This window comes from Massilia sp. BSC265 (assembly GCF_000740675.1).
GTDB lineage: Bacteria > Pseudomonadota > Gammaproteobacteria > Burkholderiales > Burkholderiaceae_D > Telluria.
Genome location: NZ_JPXI01000033.1, coordinates 104168 through 116898 on the forward strand (window position 1 = coordinate 104168; position 12731 = coordinate 116898).

A 12731-nucleotide genomic window follows, 5' to 3' on the forward strand; every position below is an offset into this window, starting at 1 on the left:
GTGGGACAGCTGCTCGCCGTCCTCCTTCGCAGCCTTGGCCGCAACCTGCTGGTGTTCGCGGCCATCGTGCTCGTCCTCGCGTCCGCCTCCTGGGTGAGGGACGAGTGGAGGGACATCCAGCACATCGTCGGCGAACTCCCGGCGCTGCGGCAGGCGCAGGCCGTCTTCGACGAGCGCCGCGCCGCGCTGGTGCATGCCACCGAAGAAGAGGTTCGCCGGCTGTCCGGCGCCGGCATCGCACAGCTCGACAGGCGCATCGCGGCCATCGACGGGGAGATCGCACAGCTGCGCCGCGAGCAGGAAGCCGCACCGGTGCTGGGCGCCGTGCTCGCCGGCCGGGAGGCCCTGGCGCAGCAGCTTGCGCGCTCGGCCATGCGCGACATGGAAATCGAACTGCGGCGCCAGGAAAAGACGCACCTGCTGGCCCTGCGCGCGCGCGCCGACGCGCTCGCCAACCGGCAGGCCGCGCTGGCCACCCTGGAACGGCTGCGACGCGAACACGTGGCGGTCTACACGGCGCTGCAGGACACATTGAAAAGGCGCGCCCAGCTCGAAGCGGCCGCGGGGACCTGGGGCAAACTGTTCTTTACCGAAGACTACCGGCATCTGCGGGCACTGGACGCGAGGGCAGCCCAGCTGCGCGCCAGGAACACCGCCGCGCACCGGGCCTTCCAGGCCCAGCGGGCGCTGGTGAACACGCTGCCGTCGGTCGGCGCACCGGCCGCGTTCCGGCTGAATGACGAGGCGCTGGCGGCTGCCGCCGCACCGCTGCGCGAACGGCTGCGCGAGGTCGAGCAGCTGGCGGGGACCAGCGGCGCCTGGCAAGTCTACGGAGTGGTGCAGCCGCTGCTGCTGCCGGCGCTGCTGGTGCTGCTTGGGTGGTGGCTGGCGCCGGCGGCGATCCGCGCCCTGTTCTATTTCGTGCTGGCGCCGCTGGCGGCGCGCAGGCTGGCGATCGTCATCGGCGCGGCCGCTGCGCAGACGCGGCCCCGGATGTCTTCGCGCATCTCTGCCGTCTCGCAAGCCCTGGCACTGGCGCCGGGCGACGAACTGCTGGTCCGTCCCGACTACTGCCAGAGCCAGCCTGCAGGCGTGGCCGTCGCGACCCGCGTGTTGTTCGACTGGCGGCGCCCGCTGAGCAGCCTGGCCGCGCGCCTGTGGATGCTCAAACGCCTGCGCGCCGTGACGGCGGCCGAGGTGGTCGTATCGGCGACACTCGACCCGCTGGACGAAGTCGCGCTGCTGGAACTCGCGCCCGGCGAGTCCTTCGTGTTGCAGCCGAGCTGCCTGGTGGGCATGGTCCTGGGTGGGGGCCGGCGGCCCGTCATCCGCAGCCACTGGCGCCTGGGAACGCTGCATGCCTGGCTCACGCTGCAATTGCGCTATCTGTCGTTCGAGGGCCCGGCGACCCTGGTGCTCAAGGGTTGCCGCGGCGTGCGCCTCGAACACGCCGGCCGTGGCCGCACGATCAGCCAGGACGCCACCCTGGGCTTCAGCGCGCACGCCGGCTACGGTACCGTGCGCGCCGAGCCCTTCCTGCCTTACCTGGCCGGCAGGCAGCCGCTGTTCCACGACAGCTTCACCGGGCAGGATGCCTGCTTCCTGTACGAGGAAGTTCCGCGCGCGGCCCAGGAAGGCCGGCGCCGCAACAACCCCTTCGGGATGCTGCTGGACGCCGGGCTGAAGGCATTCGGCATTTGAGCTTTACGCCCCCTGCCGGAACGCCGGCGGCAGCACCGGCCTCGCCAGCGCCGCCCTGCCCCCGAAGGTGGCCGGCATGTCGTAGCGCAGGCCGGCCGCTTCCCAGCGGCGCAGGAACTCCTCGATCACGTCCGGGTGGCTGCCCAGGTGCAGGCGCACGAAGGGCACCGGCGCGGTCTGGTTGAACAGCGAGGCCGAGACCAGGGTGCCGGTGGCGAAGAACAGGTCGTCGCGGAAGCGGTCGATGCCGCCGTCGGTGGTCTGGTACACCTGCGGGATCTCGATCAGCATGTAGGAGGTCGACGGCCCGATGCACAGGGCCGGGTCGAGCCAGCCCATGCGTTCCTTCAGGCGCGCGCGCACCAGTTCCTTCTGGCGCGTGTAGAACAGGCCGGTCTCGATGGTCCAGTCGGCTGCTTCCGGCGTGGCCAGCCAGGCGCACATCAGCTCCGCATTGTGGGTGTTGGTGTGGTAGCGGTTGATCCAGGATTCGCGGCCCAGGAGCCGCAGCATCTTCGGCGAGGTGGTGATGGCCGCGACGCCCATCGTATTGCACGAGAACTGCTTGCCGAAGGGGCGGGTGGCGACCCAGCGCTCGAACATGCCGGAGCGGACCAGCTCATTGTCGCCGCCGTTGCCGTCGAAGGCGTCGAGCAGCGCCTTCAGGTGGTTGACGACCGGCGCGCGCGGGTCGTGGACGCAGTAATAGGCGTCGTCGAGCAGCAGGAAGCCGCCTTGCGCCGCGCACAGCTCCAGGAGGTAGTGCGTGACCTCGACCGGCCATTGCATGCCGGTCGGGTTGTGCTGCGGATTGGTCACGGCCATGGCGATGTGGCGGCTGCCGTCGGCAACCGTCTCGCGCACGATGGCGTCCCATCGCCGCAGGTCCGGCAGCCAGCCGTTCTTCGGCCCCAGCGGCAGGAACACGACCTCGAAGCCGACGTCCCTGAAGATGCCGCGGTAGTCCCAGCTCGGGGTCGGCACCAGCGCCACCGGGGTCTTGCCCGGGAAGTTGTCGCGCGCGTGGCGCATCGCGACCTTGGCCATGTCGTACATCGCCATCCGGGTGGTCATCGCCAGGCAGCCGACGTCGATGTCGAGGCCGGGGGCCGGCTTGCGCCCCGCCAGGTGGTGTTCGCTGACGATCAGTCGGCGCATGAAATTGCGGTGGCGCTGAATGCCGTAGCCGGATTCGGCATAACCCATGTCGCCGCGCTCGAACTGGAAGGCGTTGATGAATTCCAGGAATTTAGGACTGACGCCGTTCCAGTGTTCGCCCTTGACGGCATACAGCACCGGTCCGTGCGGCGCGCCGGCCCCCATGTACTCGTGATACAGCACCTGCTCCGGCGAGCATTGGCGCATCTCTTCCGAATCGTTCTGGAGGTGCTCGGCGGCGGCCTTGATGTGGCTGCGCAGGTGCGGCGTCCAGGTGGGAATCGTGGGGCGTTCGAGGGCTTGATTCAGCTGGGTCATGAGGATGTCTCTCACTATAAACTTGGCGGATGGTTGCAGTTTTGCCATGGAGCAACAGCAAAAACTCCGCGCAGTCTAATGAGTTGCAGTAGTGACAGTCGCACGATTGGACGGGGCGATCCGAACCATGCAAGCCGCATGAATCATGGCCCGTTACCCAATGCCTGTCAGTTAGGAAGAACTGTAGGGTGGGCGGGGTAATGCCGGGCAATGCCCGGAATGACAAACGCCCACGCGGTGTTAGTTGAGATACGAAAAATCGACCGGGCTGCAGTACTGTGATCTAACCGCGTGGGCGGGAGACCCGCCCACCCTACGGATGAGCGGCGCCTCTTAAGTGACAGGCATTAGCCCGTTATCTGCCTTTCAGGCTCGCCAGCGCCCCCTCGATGCCGGGGTAGCGAAACACGAAGCCTTCCCGCTGCAGCCGCCGCGGCACGACGCGCTGCCCCTCCAGCAGCAGGTCGGACTGCTCGCCCAGCATCAGGCGCAGCGGCCAGCCGGGCGTCGGCATGAAGCTGGGACGGCGCCAGATACGCCCGGCCGCCCGGCCGAATTCGGCCTGCGTGAGGCATTCGGGCGCCGTGAAATTGGTGGCCCCTGCGGTGCCCGGCCTTGGGGCCGCGAGCGCGTGGCGCCAGCGGTGCGCCATGCCGCCCACCACGTCGTCCACGTGGATCCACGACAGCCACTGCCGGCCGCTTCCCAGCCTCCCGCCCAGGCCGAGCAGGATCGGCAGCAGCATCATGGGCAGCGCCCCGCCTTTGCCGACGACCAGGCCGAAGCGCATGCACTCCACCTGCACGCCGTACCGCGCGGCGGCGCCGGCCGCTTCCTCCCATTCGCGGCACAGGTCCGACATGAAGATCGGCTGCGGCGGCGCGGCTTCGTCGAGCTCGGACGCGTCGCCGATGCGCTGGATGCCGTAGTAGCCGATGGCGGAGGCATTCAGCAGCAGGAAGGGCTTGTGGTCGGCGCGTTCGATCCAGGCCACCACCTGCCGCGTCAGCTCGACGCGGCTGCGGCGCAGGGCTTCCTTGCGCGCCGTGCTCCAGCGCGGGCCCAGGATGCGGGCGCCGGCCAGGTTGACCACGACGTCGATCCGGGTGCTCGGTGGCAGCGCGTCCATCGATGCGATGCACTTTACCTTGCCCTCGAACAGCCGCGCCGCCGCTTCCGGCTGCCGGCTCAGGGCGAGCACCGTGTGGCCGTCCTGCAGCAGGGCCGGCACCAGGTGCCGGCCGACGAAGCCGGTGGCGCCGGTGACGAGGACGGTACGCTTGTGCGCATCGAAGGACACGGCGGGCACCTTGATGCCGCCCTGTCCGCGCGCAGCTGCGATTACATCGCGCAGTCCCGACAGCTTCCGTACGTTGGCGCTCATGGCTGCTCCTTGCCGTTGGGTCCGAGGAAGCGGGCGACCTTGCCGCCCATCTTGAGGAAGCGCTGCAGCGTCTGCGGCGGCAGGTGCTGGTAGTCCTTGAAGGTGGCGCTCAGCATCTCGAGGAACTCGAGCACGACCTGCATGCGCGCCAGCGTGGCGGCGTCCAGGCCCTTGTCCGCTTCCCCTTCGATGGCGCATTCGCGCAGGACGGTGAGGGTGGGGTCGATCTCGCGGCGCTTGCGCTCTTCCAGGATCACCCGGAAGATTTCCCACACATCCTGCAAGGCCTGGAAGTGGTCGCGCCGGTCGCCCAGCACGTGGCTCACGCGCACCAGCTTCCAGCTCTGCAGCTCCTTCAGGCTGTTGCTGACGTTGGAGCGGGCCACGCCCAAGGTCTCGACGATGTCGTCGGCGGTCAAGGGGCGCTCGGACAGGTAGAGCAGCGCGTGGATCTGGGCGACGGTCCGGTTGACGCCCCAGCGGGTTCCCATCTCTCCCCAGTGAAGGACGAATTTCTGCGCGGTCGGGCTGAGGCTCATGATTTTCCTTTATTTCTGTTGTTACAGAAATTAAAGAACGAAATGAACGAAAGGTCAAGCGAATCCTTGATGGGGAATGTCGGTTCGCTATACTGTCGCCTTTCGACTTGACCGAGACCGCCATGACCGCTACTACCGCCCTCTCCTACCGTGACGTCGAACTGTCCGCCGAGCGCTTGGCTGGCGCTGCGCACCGCACGCCGGTCCTGACCTCGAGCACGGCGAACAAGCTGTCCGGCGGCACGCTGTTCTTCAAGTGCGAGAACTACCAGCGCATGGGCGCCTTCAAGTTCCGCGGCGCCTACAACGCCATCGCCAAATTCGACGAGGCCCAGCGCGCCGCCGGCGTGCTGACCTTCTCTTCGGGCAACCACGCCCAGGCGATCGCCCTGTCGGCCAGGCTGGCCGGCATCAAGTCCGTCATCATCATGCCGCAGGACGCGCCGGCGCTGAAGGTCAAGGCCACCAAGGAGTACGGCGGCGAAGTCATCACCTATGACCGCTATACGGAGAACCGCGAAGAGATCGGCCGGCGCCTGTCGGAAGAGCGCGGCATGACCCTGATTCCGCCCTACGACCATCCGGACGTCATTGCCGGCCAGGGCACGGCCGCCAAGGAACTGTTCGAGGAAACCGGCGAGCTCGACATCCTGCTGGTGTGCCTGGGCGGCGGCGGCCTGCTGGCCGGCTGCGCGCTGGCGGCGCGCGCCCTGTCGCCGTCTTGCCGGGTGATCGGCGTCGAGCCGGAAGCCGGCAACGACGGGCAGCAATCGCTGCGCAAGGGGGAAATCGTGCACATCGCGGTGCCCAGGACCATCGCCGACGGCGCCATGGTGACCCATATCGGCGAGCACAACTTCGAGGTGATTCGCCGCAGCGTGGACGACATCGTCACCGTCAGCGACGCGCAACTTGTGCAGACCATGGCCTTCTTCGCCGAGCGCATGAAGATGATCGTCGAGCCCACCGGTTGCCTGGCGGCGGCCGCGGCGCTGCACGGCGTGGTCGACGTCAGGGCTAAGCGCGTCGGCATCCTGATCAGCGGCGGCAACGTCGACCTGTCGCGCTTTGCCGCGCTGATGCAGACTTTGGAAGCGTGATGGAATTCGTCCAGTCATCCGAACTCCCCGCCCCCGCAGGCCATTATTCGCAGGCCGTCGTCACGCGCGGCGGCCTGGTCTTCGTGTCGGGGGTGCTGCCGGCGCGCGACCTGGCGGATACCAGCTTCGACGCCCAGTGCGCGTCGGTATTCGCGCAGTGCGAGAAGATCCTGCGCGCAGCTGGCTGCCAGATGAACGACGTCGTGCAATGCACGGCTTACCTGGCCGGCGTCGAGCACTGGCCCGCATTCAATAGCGCGTATGCGGGCGTGTTCGGCGACCACCGGCCGGCACGTGCCGTGGTGCCGGTGCCGGCGCTGCACTACGGTTTCCTGGTGGAAGTGCAGTTGGTCGCCGAGCGTCCGAACAGCTGAGAGATTCCGGCGCGCCAGCCGCGCACACGTGAGGCAGCGAACAGAGCCATGCAAGACAGGCACGGACAATGGAGGCTCGATAAAGGAGCCGACCATGAAGCGTCATCTCTGCCTCAGTATGCTTGTCGCGGCCCTGGCCGCACCGACCGTCCAGCTTGCCCATGCGGGCGCAAACATCGTCAAGTGCGTCGACAGCGCCGGCCGCGTCACCCTGACCGACCAGGGCTGCGAGAACGGTGCGACCATGGTGCGCCTGGCCAATACCCCGGCTGACGAAGGCATTACCCGTGCCGAACCGTATCCACTGGCAGCCGAACAGGGCGTGCTGCCACCACCGTCTGCGGTGCAACGCCGTCCACTGCCGAAGCGCGTGAAGGCCAAGCCGATGACGCGCGACGTGGCCACGCTCAAGGCAGCGCGGGCGCAATTTTTGTTGATGGATGCGGGGGCGCCGAAGCGGACGCTGGCGACGCTGGATTAAGCGTTTGCGGCTGCCCTACAGCTGGTTGAACGCGTGGGCGGGAGACCCGCCCGCCCTACGTCAATTCGAACGGCCAGGGCGCTGCTCAATGCAAATCATGCAGCCTCGTTACACTCGCCAGGTGCGACGGCGAGGGCGACTCCAGCATCCGCAGCACATCCAGCACCTCGGGATTGGTGATGAAATCCGCGGCCGAGCGTGCCTGCAGCAGGCGCTCCGGCGGCTGCGAGCGCGACACCGCCCAGCCCTGCACGTAGTCCACGCCGATCTCCGCCAGCGTCTGCACGGTGGCCGCGTCTTCCGCCCATTCCGCGATCGTCCTCATGCCCAGGTTGCCCGCCAGGCTGACGATCGCTTCGACGATCGCCACATTGGCCGGATGGGCGTTGATGTTGACGATGAAGTTGCCGTCGATCTTCAGCACGTCGGCCGGGAGTTCCTTCAGGTAGGAGAAGGACGTATAGCCGGCGCCGAAGTCGTCCAGAGCCACCTTCACGCCGAAGCTGCGCACCTGGTCGATGAAGCGGCGCGTGTTGTCGAGGTCGTGCAGCGCGACGCTTTCCGTGATCTCCAGGCACAAGCGGCTGGCGACATGCACGTAGCGTCCCAGGATGTCGAAGGTGTCCTGCACGAAGCGCTCGTCGTTGAGCGAGGCGCCCGACAGGTTCATGCAGACGAAACGGGTATTGCCCAGCTGCTCGGCATGCTCGGCAATCCAGGCCAGCGTCGTGTTCAGCACCCAGCGGTCGATCACGCTTGCGCGGCCGCTCTTCTCGGCCGCCGAGATCACGGCGCCGGCCGGCACCACGCGGCCGTCCGGCTCGCGCATGCGCAGCAGCACTTCGAAGTTCAGCGATTCGCGCGGACTGCGCAGCGACATGATCGGCTGCATCTCGAGCAGCAAGGCGTCGGTGGCTTGCGGGCTTGAAAGGCGCGCCACCATGTCCAGCTCGGCGGCGCGCTGGCGGAAGGCTTCGGCGCCGCGCTCGTAGACCACCAGGCCCTCGCCTGCCCCGGCCTTGGCTTCACGGCAGGCGCGGTCGGCGGTCGAGACCGCATCCTTCATGGCGATGCCCGGCGTGACTTCGATCAGCCCGACCGAGCCCCGCACATGGAAGGCCTTGTCGCCCACCCGGTACGGGGTGTTGCCGAGGCGGTCGACGATGCCGCGGCAGATGATCGAGGCCAGCGGGATGGCCGTTTCCGGCATCAGGATCACGAATTCGTCGCCGCCCACGCGGCCGATCTGCTGGCCGCCGGCCAGCATGGTCGCCATGCGCTCGCATACCTGCTTGAGCACTTCGTCGCCGGCCGCGTGGCCGAACAGGTCGTTGATCAGCTTGAAGCGGTCGAGGTCGACGTAGGCCAGGGCCATCGGCTTGCCGTTTGCCAGGCCATTGGCGGCCAGGGCAAATTCGCGTTCGATGCCGCGGCGGTTGAAGACCTTGGTCAGCGGATCGTTGTTGGCCATGAACTGCAGCTGCTCGGTGGCCTTGTGCTTTTCGGTGGTGTCCTGCAGCACGCCTTCGATCCGCGAGCGCGCCAGGGTGGCGCTCACCAGGAAGCGCTGGGTGCCGTCGCGGCTGGTCAGTTCCATCTCGGCCTCGGCCTTGGCATGCACCCCCTCGTGCAGCTCGGTCCAGGTACTTTCGGTGAAGAACTGGCGCCACGCGGTGCGGCCCGGCACGAAGCTGGCGATGCCCAGCATCTTCTGCAGCGCCGGATTCACGCTCAGGAAATGGCCATACATATCGAGCGTGAACAGGCCGACCGGCATGGCCTGGTAGGCGTGTTCCAGTTCCTGCTGGGCCGCTTCGCGCTGTTCGGTCTCGACCCGCATCTGCTCGGCCACGGCGAGCGCGGCCAGCAGGCTCGACGCGAGCGCGGCAGTGACGCTGTTGATGACGCCCAGCAGTTCGCGCATGCCGAGCGCGGCCGAGGCCACTTCGGCGATGGTGGCCAGGAAGCTGACGGCGAAGGAAGCGGCGAACCAGGAAGCGACCCGGTTGCGCGATTCCGCGATGATCTTGAACAGGCCGACAGTCATGACCGAGAAGCAGCACACCGTAATACCCCACAGCAGCGGCAGGTACATGCCGTAAGGCAGGAACATGGCGGCGGCCAGCATCGGCATGCACAGCCACTGCATGATGCGGAACGGCAGCACGTAGCGCAGCGCAGCGATGTTTTCTTTCAGCAGGGCCTGGTACAGGGTGAGCGTGGCGATGCCGTACAGGGTAATCGTGACCGAGCGGCTGCGCAGCAGCCAGTCCGACGGAATGGTCTGCCCCAGCCACTGGATGTCCCACCCTGCCGACAGTGCGGCCATGCGCAGGTTCAGCACCAGCCAGCCCGCGAACAGCACATACAGCGGCTGGCGGTTGATGGCGGCGGTAATCAGGATGAACAGGGCCAGCACCACCATGCCGCCGTCGAGCAGGCCGGACTTGCGGTGGTACTGCTCGACCGATAGCGCGTACTGGTCGGCCGGCCATTGCAGCACCGACAGGCGGGCCGGGCCGGAGAACGTGGCGCGGCACAGCAGTTCGGGCGGCAGCGGGTTCAGCTGCAGGGCGAAACCGGCCTTCGATCCTTCGATGACACCCTGGCTCGCGCCACGGATGGCGCTGCCGAGCGGCACCAGGCTGGCGGCGTCCCAGCAGCTCACGTCGAGTGCGTGGCGCGAGGGAAACTCGACCACCTGCGTGCCCGCACGCGGCATCGGTTCGAAGGCGAACCAGACCGGGGCTTCGGACAGGTGGGTGTCATGGCCGATGACCAGGCCGGAGGCGCGTGTGCGCGCCAGCGCGGCGCCTGGAGACAGCGCGGCTTCCTGCTGGACCGTGACCTGCATTGACAGCGGCACGTCGCCGCTGGTCCGGTACTGGTCGTGCCAGAACACCAGGGCGATGAGGGAAACAAGGCCGATCCCGAGCGGGATCAGGTAGTACGAGAACAACTTCAACACCCGCTCCACTACCGCATGCGCGGCGGCCGGAAGCGAAGAACGACGTCGGGGTGTTGAGATGGGCATAAACTGGATCAGTGCGAATCAATGCCGCCGCCGGTACCGGCGGAGCGTCAAGCCGCAAGGATACAGCTTTAAAGTGATGCCGTCATGCAATATGTGCTCAAGCGATCGCAATTTGACGTCGCTGCAACGTCAAATCCGTCATTTTTTTCACGTCTGTCTTGGCGAACGCAGGCGGTGTGGAAGGACCCACGTCGATGTCGGGATGCTGGGTATCGAAGAAGAATGCGGACAGCGGATGGCGCGCGTCGCGGTAGCGCTGTTCGAAGCCGGCGATTTCGAAGGCCATCACGCGGTGCGGAATATTACCGACATGGCGCAGCGGCACCGCGCCCTGCTCCGGAAACACGTCGGTGAACAGCAGTTGCTCGTAGTGGCGGTCGACCGGCGGGCGGCCGGTCGCGACCGAGTAGTCGATGGCATTGTCTTCGCAGTACATGAAGCAGGCCTTGATCAGTGCCATCTTGACCACGCGGCCGGTGCGGCCCTCGTCGATGCCCAGGCGGGTCGCTTCGACCAGGCGGCGGCCCTGCAGCCAGGACGGCAGCTCGATCGATTCCTCGACGCCGAGCGGGCGCAACAGGTTGGTACGGATGCGGGTGCTGCCGATCGGCGTACCGTCGAGCTTGGACTCGGCCAGCAGCACGATGGTGTCGTCTTCGTAGTCGGCTGCTTCGGGCAAGGCCAGCGAACGTGCGAAATCCGGCACGTGGCGGGCGTAGGCCGCATGACGGATCTTCACGGCCTTGAGCAGCTCTGCCTCGGTTTCCACCCGGCGAACGGTGAACGGCAGGCGCTCGACGGGGCGCCCGGCTGCGCGTGCTCTGCGGGCGGCGCGTGCGGCATCGGCGGGATTGGAAACGACTGGGTCAAACAACGACATGAAACCACTCCGAATTGAAATTATGAAACAGAACTTGCTTGAATCAAATTATCAATCCGCTCAGCAATATTCTAATTGCTGAGCTGAAGCACTTTTCGCCCTTTGTTTGTCCTACACAAATGCAAGATTTGTCCTACACAAAAGCACGCCCGTGCTTAACAAAATATTGACACTTCTCCCCTGGGATGTCACAAAGTCCGTCGCGAGAACGCCGCCGCAACCCTTGCACGGCGGCGTTGTAGTCCTACATCGTTCTTGCCGTTCCGGATACCCGGATCGAGCCGCCGGAATCGGGGCCGATCTCGGCAGACAGGCGCGAGCGCATGCCCATGTCTTCTCCCTGCACCACTTCGATACGCCCGCCGTGCGGCCAGCCGATGTCGCGCAGGTAGCCGGCGAAGGCGGCGGTGCCGGCGCCGGTTGCCGGATCTTCGAGGACGCCGCCGGAAGCGAAGGGATTACGCGTATGGAACAGCTGCGGCGTTTCCGCCCAGGCAAACAGCACCGTCACCAGGCCGTGCTCGTTCATCAGGCGACGGCCCGCGTCGAGCTCATAGGCCATGCGCGCCAGCGCGGCGCGGCTGTTCAGCGCCAGCACGAGGTGGTCGGCGCCGCCGTGGGCCAGCGCCGGCGGGATGCGCTCGTCGAGGTCGGCGCGGGTATAGCCGAACAGTGCCAGTGCGGCGTCGACCAGCGCGTTCGGTGCCGGGCTGCTCCTCGTCGGCGGCGATTGCAGGCTGGCCGCCACCCGGTCACCCTCCACCCGTCCTTCGACCGAGATCGTGGCGGCGTTCAGCGCCAGGTCGTAGCGGCCGTCGCCGAAGCGACGCGCCAGCGCGGCGCCCAGTGCGATGGTGGCGTGGCCGCAGAACGGTACTTCGGACTCGGGCGAAAAATAACGCACGCGCCAGGCCGTGCCGGTGCCCGCGCCTGTCGCTTGCGGCGCGGCAAAAGCGGTTTCGGAAAAACCGATCGCGTGGGCCAGCGCCTGCATTTCGGACGAAGGAGGCAGCGCGTCGCCAATCCAGACCCCGGCAGGGTTGCCACCCTCGTCGCCGTCGGAAAAGGCGGCAATGCGAAGCGTGTTGGCCAGATGCGTGGACAGATGCGCGGAGTCATTCATGGCAATCCCTTTCTTATGGTTGAGCGACTGCCATCATAATCCGGCCGCGCGCCGGCTGCAGGAAGGGCCCCGACTTGCCGTTCAGTGCGAGCCCTGCTGCATGGCAGCCGCCATTTCCTCGGGCGACACGTCGCGTATATGGGTGGCCATCGACCAGCGGTGGCCGAAGGGATCTTCGACGACGCCGTAGCGGTCGCCCCAGAACATATCGGCCGGCGCCATGCGGGCGATCGCGCCCGCCGCCACCGCGCGCTCGAACGCGCTGTCGACGTCCGGCAGCGACAGGTGAAGGGTGACCGACGTGCCGCCCAGGGCCGCGGGGCCGCTGGCGTCCCAGTCGGGGAATTCGTCCATCAGCATGAGTATGGAATCGCCGATACGCACCTCGGCGTGGGCCAGCTTTCCGCCGGGCGCGGGAAGCCGCATGACTTCGACGGCGCCGAAGGCACGCTCGTAAAAGGCGATGGCGTCGGCGGCGCCGGCGCACACCAGGTGGGGCGTGATGGTGTGCATGCCGTCTTCGACGGGCTTGACGGTGGAATCTCGTGTGCTCATGGAGGTCTCCTCGGTTAGGAACAAGCCTACAGACACGCGCGCCGCCCGAAGGTTCTGGCGATCGCCAAAAAGCTTGACCGATGG

11 protein-coding genes are annotated in these 12731 nt (G+C 66.9%); 4 read left to right on the forward strand and 7 right to left on the reverse strand.

The annotated features are described in order from the left end of the window. The gene (locus MA09_RS12620) at window positions 1–1701 is read left to right on the forward strand and encodes a hypothetical protein (RefSeq protein ID WP_036248947.1); all 1701 of its coding nucleotides are present in this window, start codon (window positions 1–3) and stop codon (window positions 1699–1701) included. A 3-nt stretch (window positions 1702–1704) separates the two neighbouring features. Here MA09_RS12620 and MA09_RS12625 read toward each other — a convergent pair whose 3' ends face one another. The 3 genes from MA09_RS12625 to MA09_RS12635 all read right to left on the reverse strand — a co-directional run bounded on the left by MA09_RS12625 (window position 1705) and on the right by MA09_RS12635 (window position 5100). Continuing rightward, the gene (locus MA09_RS12625; RefSeq protein ID WP_036248950.1) at window positions 1705–3177 is read right to left on the reverse strand and encodes a pyridoxal phosphate-dependent aminotransferase; all 1473 of its coding nucleotides are present in this window, start codon (window positions 3175–3177) and stop codon (window positions 1705–1707) included. Between the two features lie 355 nt (window positions 3178–3532). Next, window positions 3533–4561, reverse strand: coding sequence for a TIGR01777 family oxidoreductase (locus MA09_RS12630; RefSeq protein ID WP_081897572.1), 1029 nt, complete (start codon window positions 4559–4561; stop codon window positions 3533–3535). After that, entirely contained in the window at window positions 4558–5100 is a 543-nt protein-coding gene (locus MA09_RS12635; protein ID WP_036248953.1) for a GbsR/MarR family transcriptional regulator, read from the reverse strand. Before MA09_RS12635 ends, MA09_RS12630 begins: the two co-directional genes overlap by 4 nt. Window positions 5101–5222: 122 nt before the next feature. Between MA09_RS12635 and MA09_RS12640 the strand changes: the two genes are divergently transcribed. From MA09_RS12640 to MA09_RS12650, 3 genes are all read left to right on the forward strand, one after another. After that, window positions 5223–6200: a threo-3-hydroxy-L-aspartate ammonia-lyase gene (locus MA09_RS12640; RefSeq protein ID WP_036248955.1), complete on the forward strand. Its 978-nt coding sequence runs from the start codon at window positions 5223–5225 to the stop codon at window positions 6198–6200. After that, window positions 6200–6574: a RidA family protein gene (locus MA09_RS12645; protein ID WP_036248958.1), complete on the forward strand. Its 375-nt coding sequence runs from the start codon at window positions 6200–6202 to the stop codon at window positions 6572–6574. The genes MA09_RS12640 and MA09_RS12645 overlap by 1 nt, the downstream gene beginning before the upstream one ends. Window positions 6575–6668: 94 nt before the next feature. Further along, a complete protein-coding gene (locus MA09_RS12650) occupies window positions 6669–7055 on the forward strand; it encodes a hypothetical protein (protein ID WP_036248961.1) in 387 nt (128 codons plus the stop codon). A gap of 85 nt (window positions 7056–7140) precedes the next feature. Here the strand turns inward: MA09_RS12650 and MA09_RS12655 are convergent, their stop codons facing one another. The 4 genes from MA09_RS12655 to MA09_RS12670 all read right to left on the reverse strand — a co-directional run bounded on the left by MA09_RS12655 (window position 7141) and on the right by MA09_RS12670 (window position 12647). Next, complete coding sequence (locus MA09_RS12655) at window positions 7141–10023, reverse strand: EAL domain-containing protein (RefSeq protein ID WP_229440696.1); 2883 nt, start codon at window positions 10021–10023, stop codon at window positions 7141–7143. A 163-nt stretch (window positions 10024–10186) separates the two neighbouring features. Next, on the reverse strand, window positions 10187–10969 hold the full coding sequence (locus MA09_RS12660; RefSeq protein ID WP_036248969.1) for a hypothetical protein: 783 nt from the start codon (window positions 10967–10969) through the stop codon (window positions 10187–10189). Window positions 10970–11213: 244 nt separating this feature from the next. Then, window positions 11214–12092: a PhzF family phenazine biosynthesis protein gene (locus tag MA09_RS12665; protein WP_051933402.1), complete on the reverse strand. Its 879-nt coding sequence runs from the start codon at window positions 12090–12092 to the stop codon at window positions 11214–11216. An 81-nt stretch (window positions 12093–12173) separates the two neighbouring features. After that, entirely contained in the window at window positions 12174–12647 is a 474-nt protein-coding gene (locus MA09_RS12670; protein ID WP_036248972.1) for a VOC family protein, read from the reverse strand. Between the last annotated feature and the right edge of the window lie 84 nt (window positions 12648–12731).

What these genes read in the sequence shown, in the direction of transcription:
- MA09_RS12645 (WP_036248958.1), top strand. Translation starts at nt 6,200, where the DNA reads ATGGAATTCGTCCAGTCATCCGAACTCCCCGCCCCCGCAGGCCATTAT.
- MA09_RS12635 (WP_036248953.1), bottom strand. Translation starts at nt 5,100, where the DNA reads ATGAGCCTCAGCCCGACCGCGCAGAAATTCGTCCTTCACTGGGGAGAG.
- MA09_RS12670 (WP_036248972.1), bottom strand. Translation starts at nt 12,647, where the DNA reads ATGAGCACACGAGATTCCACCGTCAAGCCCGTCGAAGACGGCATGCAC.
- MA09_RS12630 (WP_081897572.1), bottom strand. Translation starts at nt 4,561, where the DNA reads ATGAGCGCCAACGTACGGAAGCTGTCGGGACTGCGCGATGTAATCGCA.
- MA09_RS12640 (WP_036248955.1), top strand. Translation starts at nt 5,223, where the DNA reads ATGACCGCTACTACCGCCCTCTCCTACCGTGACGTCGAACTGTCCGCC.
- MA09_RS12650 (WP_036248961.1), top strand. Translation starts at nt 6,669, where the DNA reads ATGAAGCGTCATCTCTGCCTCAGTATGCTTGTCGCGGCCCTGGCCGCA.
- MA09_RS12665 (WP_051933402.1), bottom strand. Translation starts at nt 12,092, where the DNA reads ATGAATGACTCCGCGCATCTGTCCACGCATCTGGCCAACACGCTTCGC.
- MA09_RS12660 (WP_036248969.1), bottom strand. Translation starts at nt 10,969, where the DNA reads ATGTCGTTGTTTGACCCAGTCGTTTCCAATCCCGCCGATGCCGCACGC.
- MA09_RS12625 (WP_036248950.1), bottom strand. Translation starts at nt 3,177, where the DNA reads ATGACCCAGCTGAATCAAGCCCTCGAACGCCCCACGATTCCCACCTGG.